We start from the raw sequence: 22,109 nt of genomic DNA on the forward strand, positions 1-22,109 counted from the left end.
CCTGAGATACAGCTCGGCGCCCAGATGGCTGAAGGAACATGGGTGAGCGACGACGAACTCCGGGCACGTGCGTCCGCGGAACGCCGCGATGAGATTCGCCGTCAGCTCGGTGCACCCTCTGACGAGGTGCTGCGGGAGCCGACCAGCCGCGAGCTGATCGAGGGCGACCGCAATCGGCTGACCGTCCGCGAGCTGCTCAATCGGATGAATTCAGCGGCCAGGTCCGAGGACACGGATTCCGGCACGGATTCCGGCGATGCCCCGCAGAGCCCTGCGCCGCCCAGCTCTGCCTCCACGCCTCGACGTCTCCGGCGCGTTAGCCCGGCCGATGCGCCGACCGAACAAATCGTCGGAGCCGGAGAACCCACGTTCGTCGAGGCCGACGCCAACACCGAGGTCATACCCGCCACTTCCGACGCCACGGTCAACAAATACATCCCGCCGATCAGCGCTGCGGCGCAGATTCCGGAACTGTCCACCGAAGACACCGTGGCCAGGGCGCCGCGCGCAGTGAGCTCCGGTCCCGCGACGGCCTCACGTCGGCGCGCCACACCACCCGAAGTCCGCGACCACAAACAGCTCATGCACCGCGCCACCGTGGGTGGCCGTGTCCTCATCGCACTCGCCTGCGTGTTGGCGCTGCTCGGTACGGGCGCGGTGTGGGGCTATCAGAAGGTCAAGGACAGCGGCTGGAATACCGTCGACGCGGTGAATCCCGACAACGACCAGATTCGCGACAAACAGCTGCAGAACGGCGACGAGACCTACCTGATCGTCGGCACCGACACGCGGGCCGGGCAGAACGGCACCGTCGGCGCCGGGGACAGCGAGGATTTCGAGGGCAGCGCCCGCTCGGACACCGTGATCATGGTGAACATCCCGGCCGACCGCAGTCGTGTTGTGGCAGTGTCGTTTCCCCGCGACCTGCAGGTCGACCGGCCCGAATGTGCAGACTGGAACAACGACGACGGCAAATACACCGACGACGACATCCCATCGGCAACCGGCGTGAAACTCAACAGCGTGTACGGCGACGGCGGCCCGAAGTGCCTGGTCGACACCCTCACCTCCATGACCGGCCTGAACATCAACCACTTCATCGCCATGGACTTCTACGGGTTCGAGCAGGTGGTCAACAAGATCGGCGGCGTCGAGGTCTGCTCGACAACACCTCTGAAGGACTACGAACTCGGCACCATCCTCGCCAAGCCCGGCACGAAGACCCTGAAGGGCTCCAAAGCCCTGGACTACGTACGGGCCCGCAACATCGAAACCGAGGGCAACGGCGACTACGGACGGATCAAACGGCAGCAGCTGTTCATGTCGTCGCTGCTGCGTGGAGCACTGTCCAGCCAGGTCCTGACGAACCCGAGCACGCTGAACGGCATCATCGACACCTTCATCAAGTACAGCTATGTCGACCAGGTCAACACCGACAACCTGGTGGAGCTCGGACAGTCGATGCAGGGGCTCGATGCCGGCCGAGTCACCTTCTTGACCGTGCCGACCTCGGGTACCGCAGAGGACGGGTCTGGCAACGAGATCCCACGACTGGACGACATCGACGCGATCTTCAACGCGATCATCAACGACCTGCCGCTCCCCGGGGAGAAGACCGAAACCCCCGAATCCGGCACACCGACGCCCGGCCCGACGACAACTGCGCCCAAGCCTGCGGAGGTGACGGTCACCGCTCTCTCGCCGTACTCGGTTTCACTGCGCGTACTCAACGGCACCGGCACCAGCGGGATCGCCGCCGAAACCGCCAACGACTTGGCCAACTACGGCTTTGAGATCTACGGCGTCGCCGATGCCTCGGAAAACCGCACCGACACCGTGGTCCGGTACGGCCCGGGTCAACAGGGATCCGCCGCGACGGTCGCCCAGATGATCCCCGGTGCCACGATCCAGGCGGATTCAACGGTCAGCTCGGGCGTCGAGGTCATTCTGGGCAGCGACTTCTCCGGCACCTTGAACGACGCCCCGGCCGAAGGTACGCAGGTCAGGGTCCGAGAGTTGCCACGGGAGTCCAATCCCGACGAACTCCCCAACGACCTCACGGTCACCAACGCGGGTGACACCACCTGCGCGTGATGATCGGATCCGAGCCCCAGTACACGGCTGCCGTTCATTTGCAGTTCACCACCTGACAACCATTTGCCCTGCTTGTGGCAGTACGGTGGGGATATGCGTAGTGCGTACATTGAGCAGATGGCAGAACTCAACGGAGTTCTGGGACAGATGTGTGAGTTGGCGGGGATCGCGATGGAGCGGTCCACCCAAGCCTTGCTACAGGCTGATCTGGCCGTGGCCGAAGAGGTCATCGGCGCCCACGAACGGCTGACGACCCTGTCGACCACAGCCGAGGAACGGGCCTTCGCCATCCTTGCACTGCAGGCGCCGGTGGCCGGCGACCTGCGGGCGATCGTCAGCGGATTTCAGATTGTCGCCGACATCGAGCGGATGGGCGCGTTGGCGTTGCACGTCGCGAAGGTGGCCCGCCGACGTCATCCGGCCAAGGCTCTCCCGGAGGAAGTCAACGGCTACTTCGCCGAGATGGGCCGCCTGGCCGTCGCCATGGCATCGAGTGCTCGAGAGGTTCTCAACACCCAGAACCCGGAAGACGCACTGAAACTGCAGGACGATGACGATGCCATGGATGATCTGCACCGGCATCTGTTCACCGTTCTGATGGATCGTGACTGGCCGTACGGCGTGGCCGCCGCCGTCGATGTCACGCTGCTCGGCCGTTACTACGAGCGCTTCTCAGATCACGCAGTCCTCATCGGCCGTCGCGTGGTCTTCCAGGCAACCGGTCAGACACCGGAGCAGTTCTCCGAGGTCTGACCCCCGGCACTCATCGGCTGTCCGCGGCGATCTCGGCGATACGATCGCCGAGTTCGGCCGCGGTCCGGAATCGGTCACTATGCGGTGCAAGGCATTCCGACACCAGATCCCGTTCGGCAGCTGAGAGCGCAGCGCTGAGTTCGGGCTTGGTCGACTGCACTGTCCGGATTGCCACCAGCGGTTGCATGTCCGGCAGCTCGCCATAGAGCCCCTCACCGGTCAGCGTCCGATGAATCGTCGCTCCCAGCGCCCACAGATCCGTTGCCCGCGAGGGCGCTTGGCCGACCAGCATATCGGGATCCGCGAACTCGAGCGTCGCCGATGATCCGACGCCGCTGACCGCGGTCGCCGCTGTGATCACCCGTGCCAGGCCCAGCGCACTGAGCACACCTGCCGGCCTGTCCTGATCGCCGCCGATCATCACATTGGCGGGCTTGATGTCACCGTGGACCAGACCCGCCTCGTGCAAGTCGTGAGCCCCCCGTGCGGCGCCTTCGAGTACCGCCAACGCCTGTTCGCGTTGCAGTGGCATGGCGGGCGCAGCCATCGATCCGCCCGCCAGGTAGTCCATGGAGTACATGAACTGATCGCCCAATGCTGCCTCGTACAACCGAAGCAGGTACGCCGAACGGACTTCGGAGAATGTTCGGAGTTCACGGACGCCGCGGTGAAATGCATCTTCGCCCACCGGGTTCGAAAAGACCTTCAGCACAACATGTTCAATACCAAGTGAGAGCCGCTCCGGCGTCACCGCGAGGTACGAGATCCCGTGACTGCCCGCGCCGAGGGACCGGACGATCTGGTAGTCGGCAATCGCGGCGGGCGGTCTACGTTCACCGGATCCCGACGGCGGATCAACGTACATCGCTCACCCTCCCATGTGGAGACTCGAACAGCAGCGATCGGCTACCCACCCGCAACTGCGATCCCGGGTAGAGCACAGCTTCTTGCCCACGTCGCAACGTGATCCAGCCGGGAGCTCGGGGATGTCGCACATGGGTGCCGTTGACCGAACCGGCATCGATCACGCGAACCTCCCAATCCACAAGGCGCAGTTCACAATGCGCGCGCGACATCGAACCGGAGGTGTCGTTTATCCGGATCGGGTCCAAAGGCCCGATCCCGCCGGCGGCCACCCCACCGCGGCCGGCGACCATCGGTTCGGGGTCACGGCCGATCAACAGATCTCCGGCCACGACGTAGGTGGAACCGTCGTCGATCACCAACAGCCCCAAGGGCGGTCGCGGTCCTTGCACCAACGCGCCTGTGTGCCGGTCGATCCTGATACCGCAGCGCGTGCAGACCGGGAGGCGCGGATCGTTGATATGCCCGTTGACACAGAGCAATCCGTGGATCTGCAGCTTCTGCTCGCGTGCAGGCACTCTCGAGTTGGCGACTTTGACAGGGCGGTTGGCCACGTCGGTCGGCGCCGATGACAGCGCCGAATCCAACACATCCTGGGGTGGGACCAGCGTCGGTTCGGCAACACCTTGACGGAACCCGGCGGGTTTACGCGGGCCGCCGACGATGGGGAGCGGACTCCGGGCGCTCTGCGTCACCTCTTCGTGATCGTCGAGCCGAACGGACAACATCGGTGGTGCCAAACGTATTTCGGCGTCGCTGTCGGTGGCACCGACCATGAGCGGCGTGGACTCCGGTGCATCGGCCACCGGCGAGGTCTGCGGGATCATGTAGACCGCACTGTCGGTGGACGGCGACGCGGACGGCCACAGGATCATCCCGGCTCCCGGGGCTGCACCCTTCTCCAGGGAAAAGATGTGCGACGGCGCGATCCCGGAGGCTCCGATGGGACCGCCGGAGAGCGGGTCCGTCTCGTCGATGGTGACGGCGACCGCATAGAGGCTGCTGGGATAACTGCGCTGGACCAGGAACCCGGAGTCGGCCCCGCGCACCACCTCTGGGGACGCGAGTTCGGTGACGTACATCCGCGCGGTCGCGCCGCCGTAGACGAATACCTCGAGCCCGCCGCGGGAATCGGTCGAGATGACCGCGAAGTCGGGACTGTTGTCTTCGTTGGCCAGCAACCACTTGGTCAGTGACCGCAGTCGAGAACTTTCCTGCGTCCCGGACTCGGACGGCAGTTCTGTGGCGATCCGCGCAAGATCAGTCAGTGTCGCACTGCTTTTCATCGGATCGGCATCGATGAGCAGCAGCGACGGTCCGCGCCGGAGAGCGATGCCACGACCAGGCAGCACGCTGACCGGATGTTTGACCGTCACTCCCCCATCATCACCCATGCCGCCGGATTTTCACCCGTTCGGGGCCAGGCGACAATCGTTCGGACTAGCCGAATCGACCGGAGATGTAGTCTTCCGTGGCCCGTTGCGCGGGGTTGGAGAACATCGTCTCCGTATCGCTGACCTCGATCAGTTGTCCCGGTTGACCGACACCGGCCAGGTTGAAGAACGCCGTCTGGTCACTGACACGGGCAGCCTGCTGCATGTTGTGGGTGACGATGACGATGGTGAAGTCCTTCTTGAGCTCGTTGATCAGCTCTTCGATGGCCAGCGTCGAGATCGGGTCGAGAGCTGAGCAGGGCTCGTCCATCAACAGCACCTCAGGCGAGACCGCGATGGCGCGGGCGATGCACAGACGCTGCTGCTGACCGCCGGAGAGGCTGCCACCGGGCTTGTCGAGACGGTCCTTGACCTCTTCCCAGAGGTTCGCACCGCGCAGGCTGCGCTCGGCGACCTCGTCGAGCTTCTTCTTGTCCCGCAAGCCCTGCAGGCGAAGGCCGGCGACCACGTTGTCCTTGATGGACATCGTCGGGAACGGGTTCGGCCGCTGGAACACCATGCCGATGGTGGAACGCACCGACACCGGGTCGATGTTTTTGCTGTAGATGTCCTCGCCGTCGAGCAACACCTTGCCCTCGACGCGGGCACCCGGGGTGACCTCATGCATGCGGTTGAGCGTGCGCAGCACCGTCGATTTGCCACAACCGGACGGACCGATGAAGGCGGTGATGCAGCGTGGCGGCACTTCCAGGCTCACGTCCTTTACCGCGTGGAAGGCGCTGTAATAGATGTTCAGGTCTTTGATATCGAGGCGCTTTGCCATGAATCTGTACTTTCGTTCGCTACTGGAGCCGGCGGGCGTCGGGGGGTGGGCGTCGCGTCAGAATCTCTGTGATCATCAGAACTGCTGTGACATCAAAACTTCTTGGGCGAGAACACCTTGGAGACCAGCTTGGCGCCGAAGTACACGATCGCCACCAGGATCACCAGGGTCAACGCCGCGCCCCACACCGTGTCGAAGGCGCCGGGACCGTTGTTGTATTGCTGCACCATCATCAAAGGCAGCGACTGCTGGTTACCTTCAAATGGGTTGGTGTTGATCACCTTTGTCGAGCCGACCAGGATCAGGACCGGCGCCGATTCACCCATCACGCGCGCTATCGCCAGCATCACGCCGGTGACGATGCCCGACAGTGCTGTGGGAAGTACGATCAGCGCGATCGTCTTCCACTTGGGCACGCCGAGGGCGTACGACGCCTCCCGCAGATCCTGCGGGACGACCTTGAGCATTTCCTCGGTCGCCCGGACCACGATCGGTGCCATCAGCAACACCAACGCCAGCGCGACCACAAATCCCGAACGCGGCAGCCCGAACGTGGTGCGCCACACCGCGTAGATGAACAGCGCGGCCACGATGGACGGCACACCCGAGAGGATGTCGACCATGAAGGTGGTGATCCGGGCGAGCACCGAATTGTTGCCGTACTCCACCAGGTAGATCGCCACGAAGATGCCGATGGGGATCGCGATGACCGCGGCCAGCGCAGTCTGTTGAAGCGTGCCGATGATCGCGTTGAGCGCTCCGCCCCGCAGTTCCGACTTCTGCCACCACTCGGCGTCGAGAATGGTCGACAATCCGCGGGAGATCAGCGTCCAGACCAACCATGCCAACGGGATCATGGCGATGACGACGGCGGCCGTGACCATGATCGCGGCACCCTTGTCGCCGATCTTGCGACTTCGTTTGACCGGTGTGAAGCCCGAGGGTGTGCGCTTGACCGGTGCAGTGCTCGTGTCGAGAGTTGTCATGTCACTTGGCCTTCTTTCCGCTGATGACGGCCCGTGCCGCAGAGTTCACGATGAACGTCAGCACGAACAGCGCGAGGCCGGCGGCGATGTAGGCACCGGTCTTCGACGGTGAATCGAACTCGGCGGCATTGTTGGCGATCTTCGTCGCGAACGTTTCGCCGCTCTCCATGAGGTTGAAGTCGATCGGGCCCGCCGTCGAGATGATGAGCAGTAGCGCCATTGTTTCGCCGAGGGCACGTCCCAGGCCGAGCATCGATCCGCTGATGTACCCGGAGAATCCGAACGGGATCACCGCCACCCGGACGACCTCGAACTTGGTCGCGCCCAGCGCCAGCGCCGCCTCACGATGCCCAGCCGGTGTCTGCACGAACACCTCTCGGGTCACCGAAGTGATGATCGGCAAAATCATCACAGCCAGGACGATGCCTGCGGTGAGCATCGTTCCGCCGGTCGACATGTTGGTCACCTGAGATGGTTCCTGGAAGAGCGGCATGAAACCGAGGTTGCCCACGAGCCATTCGTTGAGTGGCACGAGTGCGGGCCCCAGGACCAAGATGCCCCACAGGCCGTAGACGATCGACGGCACTGCGGCGAGCAGATCGATCACGTAGGCGATCGGACTCACCAGCCGCTTTGGTGCGTACTCGGTCAGGAATATCGAGATACCCAGTGCGATCGGCATCGCCAGCAGCAACGCGATGATCGACACCACCAACGTCGCGTAGAGCAGGCCCAGGATGCCGAACTTCATGTTCCCGGGATCGGTACTCCACGGGCCCGAGTAGGTGAAGAAGTTCGCCTCGTTGTCGAGCATCGAGGGGACCGCCTGGATCACCAGGAAGAGTGCGATCAATCCGATGATCACCGAGATGAAGATGCCGGATCCGACCGAAAGGGTCCGGAAAATCCGGTCTCCCAGTCGAATCGCCGAACCGCCGGACTTGATCTGCGACCCGGCCGGTTCTGTTGTCCCGCCTCCACCGGTGGTGGTACCGGGTTGAGTCGTCGAGGAGCTCATAAGCCCTTTCGCCCTCGTCGTATCGTCAGTCTCTGTCATCGCCTTCTACCGCTTTTTCTTTACGGTCACCCTCGCCTACTCGATCAGGCCAGTGCGTCGATGGTCGACTGCAGCTTGGATTTGTATTCTTCGGGCAGGGGGGTGTAGCCCAACTCTGCCAGTCCCTCTTGGCCATCGCTCAGAATGGTGGTGAACGCATCTTTGAGGGTCTTCGAGACGTCACCTTCGTAGCCTGCGGAGCAGACGATCGAGTACGGCGTCAGCAGCAGCGGGTATGCGCCCTCCTCCTTCAGCCCGTACAACGCGTCGGTGTCGACGATCAGGTCCTTGGACGCCGGGTCCTTGAACTCGACCGCGTCGAGCGCCTTGGCCGAGGTATCACCGTTCAGCTCCGTGGCACCGACACCGAAGTCGACCTGCGCGATACCCAGACCGTTCTCCTCGGCGAATCCCCACTCGACGTAGGTGACCGAGCCGGGAGTCTTCTTGACGGTGTCACCGACACCTGTCGACTTGGCCGCACCCGAACCACCCTGACCCTGGAAGGCCTTGTCGTGCTCGTACGGCCAGGCCTGCGGCGCCGAGTTCTGCAGAAAACGCTGGAAGTTGTCTGTGGTGCCCGAGCTGTCGCTGCGGTGCACCGGCACGATGGCGGTGGCGGGCAGTTCAACGCCCGGGTTCAGAGCTGCGATCTCGGGCGCGTTCCAGGTGGTGATCTTCGAGTCGAAGATGCCCGCCAGCACGGCCGGGTTGAGGACAAGACCATCGACCCCGGGCAGGTTGTAAGCGATCGCGACCGGACCGGCCACCATCGGGATGTGCCATGCGTCGTTGCCGGCGCAGCGGGTCTTCGCCTCGGCGATCTCCTCGCCCTTCAGTGGCGAGTCCGAACCGGCGAAGTCGACGTCGCTGCTCAAGAACTTGGCAACACCGTCACCTGAACCCGAACCGGTGTAATTCAGCACGACGCCGCCATTGTCGGCGACCACAACCTGGAAGTGTTCCATCGCCTTCTGCTGCGCGGTTGATCCTTCACCGCTGACGGTGCCACCGCTCTCTTCGCTGCTACACGCAGACAGCACCAGAGCAGTAACCGCAGCCGCACTGACGAGCGCAGCACTTGACTTCATTCTCACCGAAGACTCCTCCATGGACTTTCCGTGACATCTCGCGATTCGAGCCGTCACCCGACGCTCAATGCGTCACCTGTTGAAAGCTAGAGGTCCGTCATGTCTGGATTACCTACGCGTGGTGAACCGCAGATGAATACAACATCGCCCCCTAGACGGCGCTCTCGCAGGGGAAACCAGAGGTGTCCACCCAATGTTCACCTACATGCCACCTCTACGACGATCTGATGTCCGCCGGACACCTGATGGTCGGTCAGCCGTAGGCCACATCGATCGCGTATTGCTCGAATCCGAGCTTGCTGTAGGTGTTCAGAGCGGCGGTGTTGTCGCCCTCGACGTAGAGCTCGACTTCGTCGACTCCCTGCTCAGCAAGGTAGTGCAGACCGGCGAGGGTCAGGAGGCGGCCGAGACCACGGCCTTGCGCCGCGACATCGACGCCGACGATGTAGACCTCGCCCAGCGACGGGGTGTGAATCTTGGTCCAGTGGAACCCGAGTAACCGGTGCGGGTCTGCCGCGTCGAAGGCCAGGAACAGCCCGGCCGGATCGAACCATGCCGCGCTTGTACGTTCTTCGATCTGCTGCGATCCCCAGCCGCCCTGTTCCGGATGCCAGGCGAACGCCACATTGTTGACGCGAATGATCTCTGCATCGTCAGAGGGTCCGGCATATGTTCGGAGCACCACATCATCGGGGACGACCAGTTCCGGCAAGGCGGGATTCGGCAGTGGCCGGCGCAACTGCAGTAATTGGCGTCGCGCAGTCAGCCCGGAAGCCGCGGCCAGGGCCCGCGCGGCAGGCAGATCGCCGTGCGCCCAGACCCGGACATCACCGGTGACGCGCTTACGCGTCTCGCCCAGCAGTGTCCTGCCGTGACCCTTGCGTCGGTGGTCCGGATCGACCACCAATTCGATCACCGCCAGTTCGTCACCGCGCGCCGGAGTCACGTTGGCGTACCCGACGATCTGGTCGTCGTCGCTGACGGTGACCTCTACGACGCCGGGACGGCCGACACCGTTGACGGCCTGCTCCCCCAACGGCGCGACGCCGTCAACGGCCGTCGCGGCGTCGAGAATCTCCTTGATTCGCCCGGCGAACTCCGGGCTGCCCGATTCAGCTCCCATTGGTGCTGGAACTTAACTCCGCGTCCGGGAACTCGACCTCATCGGTTTCGACAAGGCCATCCAATTCTGTTCCGTCCGTGACAGTTCCGTTCGAATCCGATGTTCGTCCGCCACGGCTTGGCCGCACGGCCTTGTATCCGACGTTGCGCACGGTTCCGATCAGCGCCTCATACTCGGCGCCGAGCTTTGCGCGGAGTCGTCGGACATGTACGTCGACGGTGCGGGTGCCACCGAAGAAGTCGTAGCCCCACACCTCCTGCAGCAACTGTGCACGGGTGAACACCCGGCCGGCGTTCTGCGCGAGGTACTTCAGCAACTCGAACTCTTTGTATGTCAGATCGAGGGGGCGTCCCCGCAACCGCGCGGTGTACGTGCCCTCGTCGATGACCAGATCACCGAGTGTGACCTTGCCACTGGCTTCTTCTGCGGTGACGCCACGACTGCGAACCACAAGCAGACGAAGTCGCGCGTCCAATTCGGCCGGACCTGTGGCCGGCAACAGGAAGTCGTCAAGACCCCACTCCGAGTTCACGGCCACCAGGCCGCCCTCGGTCAATACAGCAACGACGGGCACCGATGAGCCCGTACTCCCCAGTAGCCGACACAGACCGCGTGCGGCTGCCAGATCAGAACGCGCATCGACGATGGCTACGTCTGCATTTCCAGCTTCCATCAGCGACGACACCTCGGTGGGCGCTACGCGGACGGTATGAGCCAGCAGTGACAACGACGGCAGTACAGACTCAGGGGTGGGATCGGCTGTCAGTAACAAGAGATCCACAAACCACTCCGATCTCGAAGGTACGTATTTATGTACGCTGCCTTACCAACGTGTGCGAGACAGATGTCAGAATAGCGCCATATCGGTCTCAGCCCGTTAACAAGTCCCTTGTTGGCGAATGAACAGCGACGGTCAGCCACGGTGACCAAGGGCCCAAAGTCCACGTAAAGAAGGGTTTAGGTGCGCAAACTGCTGGTCGGCGTGCTCATCGTCGTCCTCGCTGCGGTCGGCATCGACTTCGCCACCGCCGCCTACGCGGAGCACCATTATTCCCAGGCCCTGCGAACAGCCTCCGAATTGGAGTTCGACCCCGAGGTCACGATCACCGGTTTCCCCTTTATCGCCGCCGCCGCAAGCAACGAATACGACCGGATCGGTATCACCGCCAGGGGCACTGACCTGGGAAATGGCCGGCGCGGGGACCTCCGCTCCAACCTGTCCGGTGTCGAACGGGTCGGCGGCGCCTGGCTGATCGGGAAACAGACACAATTACGGGTCGACAAGGTGAGCGGCTCACTGAAGATCGATTCGGTGAACCTGGGCCGTTTCCTGGGTCTCGACGACCTCACCGTCACAACACCTGCACCCGAGGACAAGGCCGGCGGAGGCGGACCCGGCGACGGCATCCTTTCTGCCGACTCAGGCATCATTCTGACCGCGACGATCAGTTTGCCAAAAGTGGGTAATGTCGGTCACATTCGGGCTACCGACCACCAGAAAGTCAGTGTTTCCGCCGATCTGTCGATCAGCGGTGGCGCTTTGCGGATCGACGCAACCGGTATCTACTCGGGCTCCGCGGACCACGTCGACTCAGATGTCTCGCCGCAGCAGCTGCCCGACGTGTTGTCACAGTTCTCTCGGACACTGCCCGTTCTCCCGCTCCCGTGGTCGCTGCCTGCATCGTCGGCGGCAACCGAGGGCAGTGACGTGGTTCTCACCGCCGATCCGAAACCGCTGGTGGTGACCGCGGCCGAGTTCTGGCAAGGGTCTTGAAAACCCGGACACGGAGCGAAGCGGAGTTGGGCCATTGGCCGGACACGGAGCGAAGCGGGGCTGGACACGGAGCGAAGCGGAGCTGGACCAAAGTGGGTTGCATGCCTGCGGTAGTCTGGCGCTCATGCAACTGGGCCGTGAGTTGATGCTCACACGTCGCCGGGCGATCGACTTCTGTCGTATCGCCAACTGTTGCTGTCTGAGCCGGTAGTCGACGGGCTTTTCACAGTATTTCTCTGTGCCCCGTATGCCGGTGCGCCTCCTGGACAGCTCTGCGCTGTTCCAAGGCGATCACCTCACGTCACCCGCACGTCCCGATCTCTTTCGATCACCGAACAACACCTGAACGCAATACCCCTCTACGAAAGGAAAACCATGGCTCGCTCCGATGTCCTGGTCAGCGCTGATTGGGCTGAGCAGAACCTGAAGGCCGACAAGACTGTTTTCATCGAGGTCGACGAAGACACCTCGGCATACGAAGGCGGCCACATCGAAGGCGCCATTCGCCTGGACTGGCGCAAGGACCTGCAGGACGGCGTTCGTCGCGACTTCCTGAACCGGGAGCAGTTCTCCGAACTCCTGTCGGCCAAGGGCGTTTCGAACGACGACACCGTTGTCCTCTACGGCGGCAACAACAACTGGTTCGCCGCGTACGCGTACTGGTACTTCAAGCTGTACGGCCACAAGGACGTCAAGCTGATCGACGGCGGCCGCAAGAAGTGGGAACTCGACGGCCGCGAGCTGTCGAAGGACGAGGTCACCCTGTCGGCCGCGACCTACAAGGCCGAAGAACCCGACACCAGCATTCGCGCCTTCCGCGATGAGGTCATCAACGCCATCGGCAGCAAGAACCTCGTCGACGTGCGTAGCCCCGATGAGTTCTCCGGCAAGATCCTCGCGCCGGCTCACCTCCCGCAGGAGCAGGCTCAGCAGAAGGGCCACATCCCCGGAGCCATCAACATCCCGTGGAGCACCACTGCCAACGAGGACGGCACCTTCAAGTCGGACGAAGACCTGGCAAAGTTGTACGCCGACAAGGGATTCGACGAGAGCAAGGAAACCATCGCTTACTGCCGTATCGGCGAGCGCTCAAGCCACACCTGGTTTGTGCTCGATCAGATCCTCGGTAAGAAGAATGTCAAGAACTACGACGGCAGCTGGGTCGAATACGGCTCACTTGTCGGCGCCCCGATCGAGCTGGGAGAGAACAAGTAATCATGTGTGCTGCGCCTAAACAGGGACAGAATCTGCCCGCCGGTGTCGATACCGAAAAAGAGACCGTGTTGACCGGCCAGGTGCTCGACACCGACGGCAACCCGGTGGCCGGCGCATTCGTGCGCCTGCTTGATGGAACCGGCGAGTTCACCGCCGAGGTTGTCGCCAGCGGTACCGGCGACTTCCGCTTCTTCGCCGCCCCCGGAACCTGGACGCTGCGCGCGCTGTCGTCCACCGGTAACGGTGACGTCATCGTGAAGCCCGAAGGTGCCGGCGTGCACGAGCAGAACGTGACCGTCAGCAAGTAAGAGCCTCGGCTCTTGACGAAGGCCCGGTTCACCTTTCGAGGTGGACCGGGCCTTCGTGCGTCCAGAGAGGAAGCACCCCATACCTGCTCCCCCGGTCGACCCTCGCTCAGACGCCATGACGGCTCGGCAAAAGTGAGGGAATCCCCACACGCAACGCGATCCGGGCGGACGCTAGAATACTCAGGTGGTCATCTTCTTCGAAGCGTTGTTGGTACTGGCGAGCGTTCTGATCGTCTGGTTCGGCCTTTACGTGCTCTACCGGCTGGTCACAGACGAATCGTGACCCGTTCTGGCAACGAGGCGGTCAATCAGGCCGCCATCAAGGCTCAGGAAACCGGCAGCAGGAACATCCCGTCGCTGCCTGACCTGCCGCTGCCCGACGACACCGCCAACCTTCGCCAGGGTCCGGATCTCCATCCGGGCTTGCTGGCGTTGTTGCCGTTGGTCGGGGTCTGGCGTGGTGAAGGGGAAGGTAATCACCCCGAAACCGGCGACTACCGTTTCGGCCAGCAGGTGATCATCAGCCACGACGGCCAGAATTACCTCAGCTGGGAGTCCCGCTCATGGGTCACCGCAGAGGACAGCGATGAGGTCACGCCCGACCTCCGCGAATCCGGCTTCTGGCGCATCGGCGCAGACGATGTCATCGAACTTCTCCTCACCCATGCCGAGGGATGGATCGAACTCTTCTACGGCACCCCGTTGAACCAGACGAGCTGGGAGCTGGCCACCGACGTGGTGATCAAGTCCGCGTCGGGTCACCAGGCCGGCGGCGCCAAGCGTCTCTACGGTCTCGTAGAAGACGGCGACCTCGCGTACGTCGAGGAACGCATGGACAGCGACGGTGACCTGGTTCCCCGGGCGTCCGCGAAACTGCGCCGCTACGTCGGGTGAATGGCGGAGGCGGCGCGATAGCCCGCAGCCAACTCCTCGTGCAGCCCATCTCGGTTCGGCTGCCAACCCAGGGCGTAGGCGCGCAACGACTCGCCAACCACCTGATCCATCAGTAACGCGTCTGCGAACGCGGCACCCAGGCGTGATCGCGTGTCTTCCACGGTCGCGGGGATCAATTCTGCTCCGGGGTGTGCGGCCTCGTGAAGATCGACCACCGATGCCGTACTACTGACACCGATCACTCTCCCTCCCGGGTTGCTCTGCAGTGCAAGCACATACAGCTGCGCAAGATCACGGACGTGAACCAGTCCCCAGTGTGCAGAACCGTCACCGATGAGTGATACCTGCCCGGACCCGACACCTGGTGCATCGACGACGAGGTTCGGGATTCCACCACCGTCGCCGTACACGATTCCCGGAGCAACGATCGTGGCCGCCACCGACGACTCGAGCAGCCGGTCTTCCTGCTCCACCCGCCACGCGACGATGGCGGGCGGATCGAGCGGAGAATCGTCCACAAACCCGGTATTCGATCCCCACAGCCACATGCCACTGGTGTGGACATACGGTTTGCCCGTCCCGTCGAACGCAGTTGTCACGGCATCGATGACCGCCGAGTCGAGTGCGCTGCTGGTGGCGTCACCCGGGCTCGCCGTGTGGACGGCTCCGTCGGCGTCGGCAAGTAGACGGCGCACCGCAGCAACATCGAAGAGGTCGACGACCAGCGCGTCGGCACCTCGATCCCGCACGGTCCCGGCAGCCTCCTCCGAGCGCACCAGCGCCGTCACTGCCGTGCCCCGTGCGATGAACTCGTCGAGAACCGCTCCCCCGATATAGCCGGTCGCCCCGGTCAGCAGAATTGTCATGTCTCACCTTTCACAGTGGATAAATGGCCTGTGATCAGGACACTATCTGCCAGATACCGGTGACTTCAACGTGCCATACTTACCTGATGGAAAGCATCCAGCCCACCGGCCATGCCGCCCTTGAGTTCCCGCCAGACGAGGTTCGCCGAGCTCCGTTGCGTCCCCTCCACGGTGACGTCCTCAAACCATCCTGTCCGAGCCGCATGGTCGTCGAGCGACTCGGCGAAAGATGGACCTTGCTCGTCCTGATCGCCCTGCGTAACGGGCCGATTCGATTCACCGCACTCCGCGAGATGATCGGCGTGGTGACCCCGAAAGTGCTGACGCAGTCCCTGCGCGGCCTGGAGCACGACGGACTGGTCCTGCGCACGGTCTACCCAGAGATCCCACCGCGCGTGGAGTACGAATTGACCGAACTCGGCGTCTCGTTGATGGGCCCGGTGGACGCCCTTCGGCTGTGGTCAGAGACGAACAGCCGGCACATCGTCGCGGCCCGCGAGGCAGCCGACCGCCAGTCCTGATCGCGATGCGTGGACCCGGCCTCCCCAACCCGCGAAAAAACGGGCAGACCCCCGCACCACCCACTGAGCAGCGGGTATCCGACCAGGACGAGGCCGGGGGTGCGGGGGTCCGGTGACCAACGTGGATTTCTCTCCATACCAATTGGGGTACAAGGTAATCCACCAATCGGCCGGTTAGCTGATGGTCACCTCACGTGTCCTAGAAATCAATTTCAGACCACCTCCTTCCTCGTGTACCGACGAAGCTACTCCCGGTACCGCGACTCGGCAACAGTATTTTCTGTCGGCGAAACCTCGGGGAGGGTCAACACCAGATCGGCATGGTGACGGGCCGGGAGGCGATGGGTCACCACCACGACCGCCCGGTCCGGCTCGACCAACGCTGTCGTGGATGCGTCGAGCAGTTCGGACTGCAATCGATCAGAATCGGCGCGGTCCAGGTTCTCCCCCGGCTCATCGAGCAAAAGTATCGGCGCTTCGTTGATCAGCGCGCGTGCGAGCAGCAAACGCCGACGCTGACCTCCGCTGATCGAGTCCGCACCGGCATCCAGCGGAGTGTCGACTCCCGCAGGGAGTCCGGCCACCCAATCACCGAGCCCGACCCGATTGATCGTGTCGATGATCAGGGCATCGGAGGCATCACCGCGCGAGACCAGCAGATTCTCGCGGACGCTGGTCGTGAAGATGTGACCGTCCTCGGCAAAGTAGCGGACGACGTTGTCGTCGGGCCGGGTGACCGTACCCGCCACCGGCGTCAACAGGCCGGCCAGGGTGAGGAGCAACGACGACTTCCCACACCCGCTCGGTCCGACAATCGCGATCCGTGACCCCGGTTCGATGTCGAGGTCGATCCCGTTGTCACCACCGAACACCTCGCCACCCGGCCAACCCCAGCGCAGACCACTGGCCACCACTGCGTTCGGGTCCGTGCCCGTAGTCACCGTCGGCGCCGGCTGCTCGAAATCGTCGGCCCGGTCGACCATCGACATGATCCGGCGAGCAGAGTTTCGGCTCTTCTGAAGCTGCAGCGCCGCCTCGGTCATCGGCCCGGTCGATTCGAATGCGCTCAGCGGCAGCAGGATCAGCACACCGAGCGCCATCGGGGATGCCCCATCGGCGAGTCCGATCCCGACCAGAGCCGCGGCCAGTACCGACACCCCGACCGCCAGCGGAACCGCGGCACCGGCCCAGGCACCTTGCCTGGCACCACGATCACCGGCATCGGCAGCATCGGTCTCGGCGGTTCGGGCCTCGTCGAGCAGCACCTGACGCCGCCCGGCAACCGCCAGTTCTGCGGCATGGTCGAGCAGGGTCATGATCGCGCCTGCGTTGCGCGTCTGGGCTGCGGCCTCGGCCCGCGCTGCGCTCTGGGCGCCCCGGACCGCCAGCCACGGCGCAATCACACCGCTGACCACCAATGCGACCGCCAGTACCAGCGCCGCCCACAGCGACACGATCGCCATGATCGCCACCGCCGCACCGGACACCACGACCGACACCCCGATCGGGATGATCGCGCGGATGAGCGCATTGCCGATCTCGTCGACGTCAGTCCCCGTCCGCGACAACAACTCTCCGCGCCGCAGCCCTACCGAATACCCGGCCGGGCCCCCGGCCAGTGCCAGATAGAGTCGACTGCGCGCCGTCGACATCGCATCAAATGCCAGGTCGTGGGTGGCGAGCCGTTCGAGGTACCGGAACAGGCCTCGGGAGATACCCAGTGCCCGAACCGATGTCACAGCCACCGACAGGTACAGCACCGGCGGCATCTGCCAGGCCCGGGTGATCAACCACGCGGACAGGGCGGCCAGGGCCAGGGCGCTGCCCGCTCCCAGGATTCCGAGAAGCAACGACCTGGCCACCGGACGGCCGCGCAGACCCAGTAGGCCCAGCGCCCGCCAGAGCGGATCGCCGCGAAGGCCTCGATGAGCAGATATGTTGTCAGTGTTCGGCATAGGTCACCCCGGTGACTTCGACTATGTCGTCGGCAACGGCCAGCATCGCCGGACGATGGGCGACCACGATGACGGTATCGCCTGCCACAGCCCGCGACTGCAACGCGCGCGCCACCGCCAACTCTGCATCGGCATCGAGGTGGGTGGTGGGCTCGTCGAGCAGCAAGAGCGGCGCAGGCGAGGCGAGTACCCGGGCCAGTGCTAGACGTTGTCGCTGTCCGGCGGACAGTCCCACTCCACCACTGCCCAGGATCGTTTGCCAGCCGTCAGGGAGACCGGCCAGCACGGAGTCGAATCCGCTGGCCCGGCAACCGAAATCGCGCTCGCTGTCCCCTACCGGACCTGTCATCGCGAAGTTCTCCGCGACTGTGCCCGGCACCAGGACCGGATGTTGGGGCAGCCAGGCCACCTGCTCCCACAACGCCTGCTGATCGAGTTCGGTGACCGGCACATCGCCGATCAGGACTGAACCCTCCTGCGGTGACTGCAGGCCCAGGATGGCCGACAGTACCGTCGATTTCCCGGCCCCGTTCGGGCCGGTCAGCACTGTCAGGTGACCGGGCGTGATGGTCGCGGACAGATCGTGCGGCGCCCAGCCGTCGCGGCCATGCACACCCAGACCGGCCACGACGATCTTGGCTCCGGCGACAGCCACCGTTCGGCTTCCCACCGAGCGTTGGGTGGCCCCACCCTCGATGATCTCGAATACCTCACGTGCACTGGCTGTTCCGGCCTCCGAATTGTGGAACTGTGCACCGGCCGTCCGCAGCGGCAGGTACACCTCGGGCGCAAGGATCAACGCGAGCACACCTCCGTAGAGGCCCATCTCGCCGTGCACCAGACGCAGGCCGATGCTGACCGCCACCAACGCCACCGACAACGTCGCGAGGAACTCCAGCACCGCACCCGACAGGAACGCCACCCGCAACGCCTGCATCGTACTGCGTCGATGCGCCTGCCCGAGTTCGCCGACCCGGGCGGCCGGCTCCCGCTCGCGCCCCAACGCACGCAAGGTCGGTATCCCCGCGATCAGGTCGAGAAGCTGAGAGGACAAGCGGCTCATCGCCGTAAGCCGATCAGCGGTTCGATCCCGCGTCAGGCGACCGATCAAGATCATGAAGATCGGGATCAGAGGCAAAGTGATCACGACGATGACGGCAGAGGTCAGATCGGCCATCGCCATCACGACCACCAGCACCGGGATCGCCACCACCGAGAGCAGCAGCGCTGGAATGTATCCCGTCAGATACGGGCCCAGAGCTTCGAGTCCCTGCGTGAGGATCGTGGCGAGCCGATTGCGCCGCGCCAGGCGTTCACGGGGCGGGGTCCGGGCCGGATCCGATACCGCAGCAAGCGCTTCTCGGCGCAGGTCCGCGATCACCCCGGCACTGGCCCGGTGCGCGTATCGGTCGTGGATGTACACCGCCATCACCCGTACCGCGATGGCCCCGCCCAACGTCCACAGGTGCCAGGCCTGGGCGTCCAGACTGCGCCGATCCGGCGACACGATCAGCTCGGACAGGATCGACGCAACCATCGCGGCGGTGACGATCACGCAAATCACCTGTGTGATCGTCATCAGCACCGTCAGGATCAAATACCGGCGCGAGGTCCGCGAATAGCGCCACAGCCGTGGATCAATCGGCGGGCCGGATGCCGCCGGTGTCGCCGAGGTCACTTCGACTGCTCGACCACTTTCGGTCGGCGCAAGGGCAGGCCGATCGACGGCGGAATCTGACTCGTGGAAATGCGCTGGCGGAACACCCAATACGTCCAGCCCTGATAACACAGCACCAACGGGGTGAAGATGGCCGCGGCCCAGGTCATCACCACCAGCGTGTGATGGCTCGACGCGCTGCCTTCGACTGTCATGTCGAAGGCCGGATCGAGCGTAGACGGAATCACGTTGGGGAACATCGACCCGAGGATCAGGACCACGACGCCGGCGATCGCAAAGCAGGTGGCGACAAAGGCCCAACCCTCACGTCGCAGATACGCCAACCCGGTCGCGGCGATGATCGCCACTGCCGCCACCCCCAGCGCGATCCACGTCCAGCCCTGGCCGTAGGCGATCTGCGTCCACAGACCCCAGACAGCAGCAACAGCCGTGGTGGGGACGGCAAGCGCGAACGCCGTCTTCATCGATTCTCGTTGCAGGTCACCAGCCGTCTTGAGGGCCAGGAACACCGCACCATGGGTGGCGAACAGCATTGCCGTGGCCACACCACCGAGCAGAGCGTATGGGGAGAGCAGGTCGAAGAAGTTACCGGTGAACTGTTCGTCACCGTCGATCGGCAAACCGCGCACCAGGTTTGCAAATGCGACGCCCCACAGGATCGCAGGCAACCACGACCCCAGACCGATGCCGAAGTCGGCCCACCAACGCCAGCGCGGGTCGTCGATCTTTCCGCGCCATTCGATGGCCACGACGCGGACGATCAGACCGAACAAGATCAGGAACAGGGGAATGTAAAAAGTGGTGAACATCGTTGCGTACCAGTTCGGAAAGGCCGCGAACAGCGCGCCGCCACCGGTGATCAGCCAGACCTCATTGCCATCCCACACCGGTCCGATCGTGTTGATCATCGCCCGGCGACGGGTATCGCCGGGTATGCCGTTCTTCGGGCGGCCGAGGAAGGGCAACAGCATGCCGACACCGAAGTCGAACCCCTCGAGTACGAAGTATCCGAGGAACAGAAAGCCCACCAAACAAAACCAGAACTCTGCCAGACTCATTGATCTACCTCAGTCCTCAGTACGCGAACGACAGTTGCTTGGGTTCATCGGATTCCGGCCGGTCGTCCGACTCGGGCCGCTCCGGGCCATCACCCGGACCGTTGATCGGCGGGCCGGCATCGGCAGGGGTCGGCCCTTCCCTGGTGTACTTGCGGATCAGCACGAACCAGATGACACCGAGTGCGCCGTACAGCAACGTGAAGATGAGCAGGCTGGCCAGGACCAGGTAACCCGAATGTTGACTCACCCCTTCTTGAACCGTCAGATGGATGCTCTCGAGCCCGTTGGTGTCACCCTGATTTGCCGGGTTGGGCACCACCATCCAAGGCTGCCTGCCCATTTCGGTGAAGATCCACCCCGAACTGTTGGCCAGGAAGGGAGTCGGGATCATCCAGATGGCAAAGGTGGCAAACTTCTTCGAATCCGGTATTCGGCCGCGGCGCATGAACCACAGCCCCAGCACCGCCAGAGCCGCCGACCCGAGCGCCCAGCCCATCATTGCCCGGAATGCCCAGTATGTGACAAACAGATTGGGCTTGTAGTTGCCGGGACCGAAGTTGGCAACGTGCTCGGCTTGCAGTTCCTCCACACCCTGCAACGTCGAGTTGAAGTTGTTGTCGGCCAGGAACGAGAGCATGTTGGGAATCTCGATGAGGTGTGTCACCGATTCACAGTTGTTCTGCGTCCCGATTGCCAGAATCGAGAAACCTGCCCCGGTTTCGGTGGTACACAACGATTCCGCCGATGCCATCTTCATGGGCTGTTGCTCGAACATCAGCTTTGCCTGCTGGTCACCGGTGATGGCCAGGGCCACACCACTGACGATCATGATCCACAACGCCAGGCGCGTCACCGGGCGGTACAGGGTTCGCGCATCGTGCTCGAGTTGGTCAGCGGTCTTGCCGTGCATCGACGGCTCAGGATCGTCCGCGACCGCAACCGTTCCCTCACCGGAGCTCACACCGACCGGCACACTCTCCCGAAGCTTCTTGGCCCGTCGCATGTTTCGGACCATCCACCAGATTCCGATGGCGGCGACCAACGTGCCCGCAGTGAGGAACGATCCCGCGATCGTGTGTGGGAAGGCAGCCAGTGTGGTGCTGTTGGTCATCACGTCCCACAAGCTCTTCAGCTCCGGACGCTGCTTTTCCTCATTCCACTGCGCACCCACCGGATGTTGCATCCACGAGTTTGCCGCGACGATGAACCAGGCCGACGCGTTGACACCGATCGCGACCATCCAGATCGTCATGAGGTGCACTTTTTTCGGCAGCCGGTCCCAGCCGAAGATCCACAGGCCCAGGAACGTCGACTCCAGGAAGAACGCCACGAGGCCTTCCAGCGCCAATGGTCCGCCGAAAACATCCCCGACGAATCGGCTGTACTCGCTCCAGTTCATCCCGAACTGGAACTCCTGAACGATGCCGGTGGCCACGCCCAGTGCAAAGTTGATCAGCAGGATCTTGCCGAAGAATTTGGTGGCCCGAAGCCACTGTTCCTTGCCTGTCACCACCCAAACGGTCTGCATGATCGCCACCATCGGCGCCAGCCCGATCGTCAGCGGGACCAGGATGAAGTGGTAAACGGTGGTGATGCCGAACTGCCATCGGGAGACGTCGAGTGCGTCCATGTTTTCTCAATCGCCGGAGGTCTAC

General features: G+C 63.5%; 20 protein-coding genes. 7 read left to right on the forward strand and 13 right to left on the reverse strand.

Annotated elements, in window-relative coordinates; translation table 11 throughout:
* Window positions 1-42: 42 nt before the first annotated feature.
* Both AC1TQG_RS23295 and phoU read left to right on the forward strand, forming a co-directional pair.
* Window positions 43-2,094, forward strand: a complete 2,052-nt coding sequence (locus tag AC1TQG_RS23295) for an LCP family protein (protein WP_482140678.1) — start codon at window positions 43-45, stop codon at window positions 2,092-2,094.
* 93 nt (window positions 2,095-2,187) lie between these two features.
* The gene (phoU, locus tag AC1TQG_RS23300; RefSeq protein ID WP_482140680.1) at window positions 2,188-2,847 is read left to right on the forward strand and encodes a phosphate signaling complex protein PhoU; all 660 of its coding nucleotides are present in this window, start codon (window positions 2,188-2,190) and stop codon (window positions 2,845-2,847) included.
* Between the two features lie 10 nt (window positions 2,848-2,857).
* Here the strand turns inward: phoU and AC1TQG_RS23305 are convergent, their stop codons facing one another.
* The 8 genes from AC1TQG_RS23305 to AC1TQG_RS23340 all read right to left on the reverse strand — a co-directional run bounded on the left by AC1TQG_RS23305 (window position 2,858) and on the right by AC1TQG_RS23340 (window position 10,966).
* Complete coding sequence (locus AC1TQG_RS23305; protein WP_482140681.1) at window positions 2,858-3,712, reverse strand: serine/threonine protein kinase; 855 nt, start codon at window positions 3,710-3,712, stop codon at window positions 2,858-2,860.
* Window positions 3,702-5,105, reverse strand: a complete 1,404-nt coding sequence (locus AC1TQG_RS23310) for an FHA domain-containing protein (RefSeq protein WP_482140683.1) — start codon at window positions 5,103-5,105, stop codon at window positions 3,702-3,704. The genes AC1TQG_RS23305 and AC1TQG_RS23310 overlap by 11 nt, the downstream gene beginning before the upstream one ends.
* A gap of 46 nt (window positions 5,106-5,151) precedes the next feature.
* Window positions 5,152-5,928 carry a phosphate ABC transporter ATP-binding protein PstB gene (pstB, locus tag AC1TQG_RS23315; RefSeq protein ID WP_482140685.1) on the reverse strand — a complete coding sequence of 259 codons (777 nt, stop codon included), beginning with the start codon at window positions 5,926-5,928 and terminating at the stop codon, window positions 5,152-5,154.
* A 92-nt stretch (window positions 5,929-6,020) separates the two neighbouring features.
* Window positions 6,021-6,914, reverse strand: coding sequence for a phosphate ABC transporter permease PstA (gene pstA / locus AC1TQG_RS23320; RefSeq protein WP_482140687.1), 894 nt, complete (start codon window positions 6,912-6,914; stop codon window positions 6,021-6,023).
* A 1-nt stretch (window position 6,915) separates the two neighbouring features.
* On the reverse strand, window positions 6,916-7,932 hold the full coding sequence (pstC, locus tag AC1TQG_RS23325) for a phosphate ABC transporter permease subunit PstC (protein WP_482140689.1): 1,017 nt from the start codon (window positions 7,930-7,932) through the stop codon (window positions 6,916-6,918).
* Window positions 7,933-8,015: 83 nt separating this feature from the next.
* Complete coding sequence (pstS, locus tag AC1TQG_RS23330) at window positions 8,016-9,068, reverse strand: phosphate ABC transporter substrate-binding protein PstS (RefSeq protein ID WP_482140691.1); 1,053 nt, start codon at window positions 9,066-9,068, stop codon at window positions 8,016-8,018.
* Window positions 9,069-9,315: 247 nt separating this feature from the next.
* Window positions 9,316-10,185 carry a mycothiol synthase gene (mshD, locus tag AC1TQG_RS23335; protein WP_482140692.1) on the reverse strand — a complete coding sequence of 290 codons (870 nt, stop codon included), beginning with the start codon at window positions 10,183-10,185 and terminating at the stop codon, window positions 9,316-9,318.
* A complete protein-coding gene (locus AC1TQG_RS23340) occupies window positions 10,175-10,966 on the reverse strand; it encodes a winged helix-turn-helix transcriptional regulator (RefSeq protein WP_482140694.1) in 792 nt (263 codons plus the stop codon). The genes mshD and AC1TQG_RS23340 overlap by 11 nt, the downstream gene beginning before the upstream one ends.
* Window positions 10,967-11,146: 180 nt before the next feature.
* Between AC1TQG_RS23340 and AC1TQG_RS23345 the strand changes: the two genes are divergently transcribed.
* The 4 genes from AC1TQG_RS23345 (at window position 11,147) to AC1TQG_RS23360 (ending at window position 14,376) form a co-directional block, all read left to right on the forward strand.
* Window positions 11,147-11,959 carry an LmeA family phospholipid-binding protein gene (locus AC1TQG_RS23345; RefSeq protein WP_482140696.1) on the forward strand — a complete coding sequence of 271 codons (813 nt, stop codon included), beginning with the start codon at window positions 11,147-11,149 and terminating at the stop codon, window positions 11,957-11,959.
* Window positions 11,960-12,334: 375 nt separating this feature from the next.
* Window positions 12,335-13,174 (forward strand): sulfurtransferase, encoded by an 840-nt coding sequence (locus AC1TQG_RS23350; protein WP_482140698.1) that lies wholly within the window; start codon window positions 12,335-12,337, stop codon window positions 13,172-13,174.
* Window positions 13,175-13,176: 2 nt separating this feature from the next.
* The gene (locus tag AC1TQG_RS23355; protein ID WP_482140700.1) at window positions 13,177-13,482 is read left to right on the forward strand and encodes a DUF1416 domain-containing protein; all 306 of its coding nucleotides are present in this window, start codon (window positions 13,177-13,179) and stop codon (window positions 13,480-13,482) included.
* 279 nt (window positions 13,483-13,761) lie between these two features.
* Window positions 13,762-14,376: a heme-binding beta-barrel domain-containing protein gene (locus tag AC1TQG_RS23360; RefSeq protein WP_482140702.1), complete on the forward strand. Its 615-nt coding sequence runs from the start codon at window positions 13,762-13,764 to the stop codon at window positions 14,374-14,376.
* Here the strand turns inward: AC1TQG_RS23360 and AC1TQG_RS23365 are convergent.
* Complete coding sequence (locus AC1TQG_RS23365) at window positions 14,364-15,242, reverse strand: NAD(P)H-binding protein (protein WP_482140704.1); 879 nt, start codon at window positions 15,240-15,242, stop codon at window positions 14,364-14,366. The two genes, AC1TQG_RS23360 and AC1TQG_RS23365, sit on opposite strands and share 13 nt — an antisense overlap.
* Window positions 15,243-15,445: 203 nt before the next feature.
* Here AC1TQG_RS23365 and AC1TQG_RS23370 point away from each other — a divergent pair, with 203 nt between their 5' ends.
* Entirely contained in the window at window positions 15,446-15,763 is a 318-nt protein-coding gene (locus AC1TQG_RS23370; protein WP_482141439.1) for a winged helix-turn-helix transcriptional regulator, read from the forward strand.
* Between the two features lie 245 nt (window positions 15,764-16,008).
* On the opposite strand, the gene cydC is transcribed toward AC1TQG_RS23370, so the two are convergent.
* The 4 genes from cydC to AC1TQG_RS23390 are packed head-to-tail and all read right to left on the reverse strand — an operon-like array spanning window position 16,009 to window position 22,084.
* Entirely contained in the window at window positions 16,009-17,718 is a 1,710-nt protein-coding gene (gene cydC / locus AC1TQG_RS23375; protein ID WP_482140706.1) for a thiol reductant ABC exporter subunit CydC, read from the reverse strand.
* Window positions 17,705-19,396: a thiol reductant ABC exporter subunit CydD gene (gene cydD, locus AC1TQG_RS23380; RefSeq protein WP_482140708.1), complete on the reverse strand. Its 1,692-nt coding sequence runs from the start codon at window positions 19,394-19,396 to the stop codon at window positions 17,705-17,707. The genes cydC and cydD overlap by 14 nt, the downstream gene beginning before the upstream one ends.
* Entirely contained in the window at window positions 19,393-20,454 is a 1,062-nt protein-coding gene (gene cydB, locus AC1TQG_RS23385) for a cytochrome d ubiquinol oxidase subunit II (protein ID WP_482140710.1), read from the reverse strand. The genes cydD and cydB overlap by 4 nt, the downstream gene beginning before the upstream one ends.
* Window positions 20,455-20,470: 16 nt before the next feature.
* On the reverse strand, window positions 20,471-22,084 hold the full coding sequence (locus AC1TQG_RS23390; RefSeq protein ID WP_482140712.1) for a cytochrome ubiquinol oxidase subunit I: 1,614 nt from the start codon (window positions 22,082-22,084) through the stop codon (window positions 20,471-20,473).
* Window positions 22,085-22,109: the final 25 nt, after the last annotated feature.

This window comes from Williamsia sp. Y844, assembly GCF_056786475.1.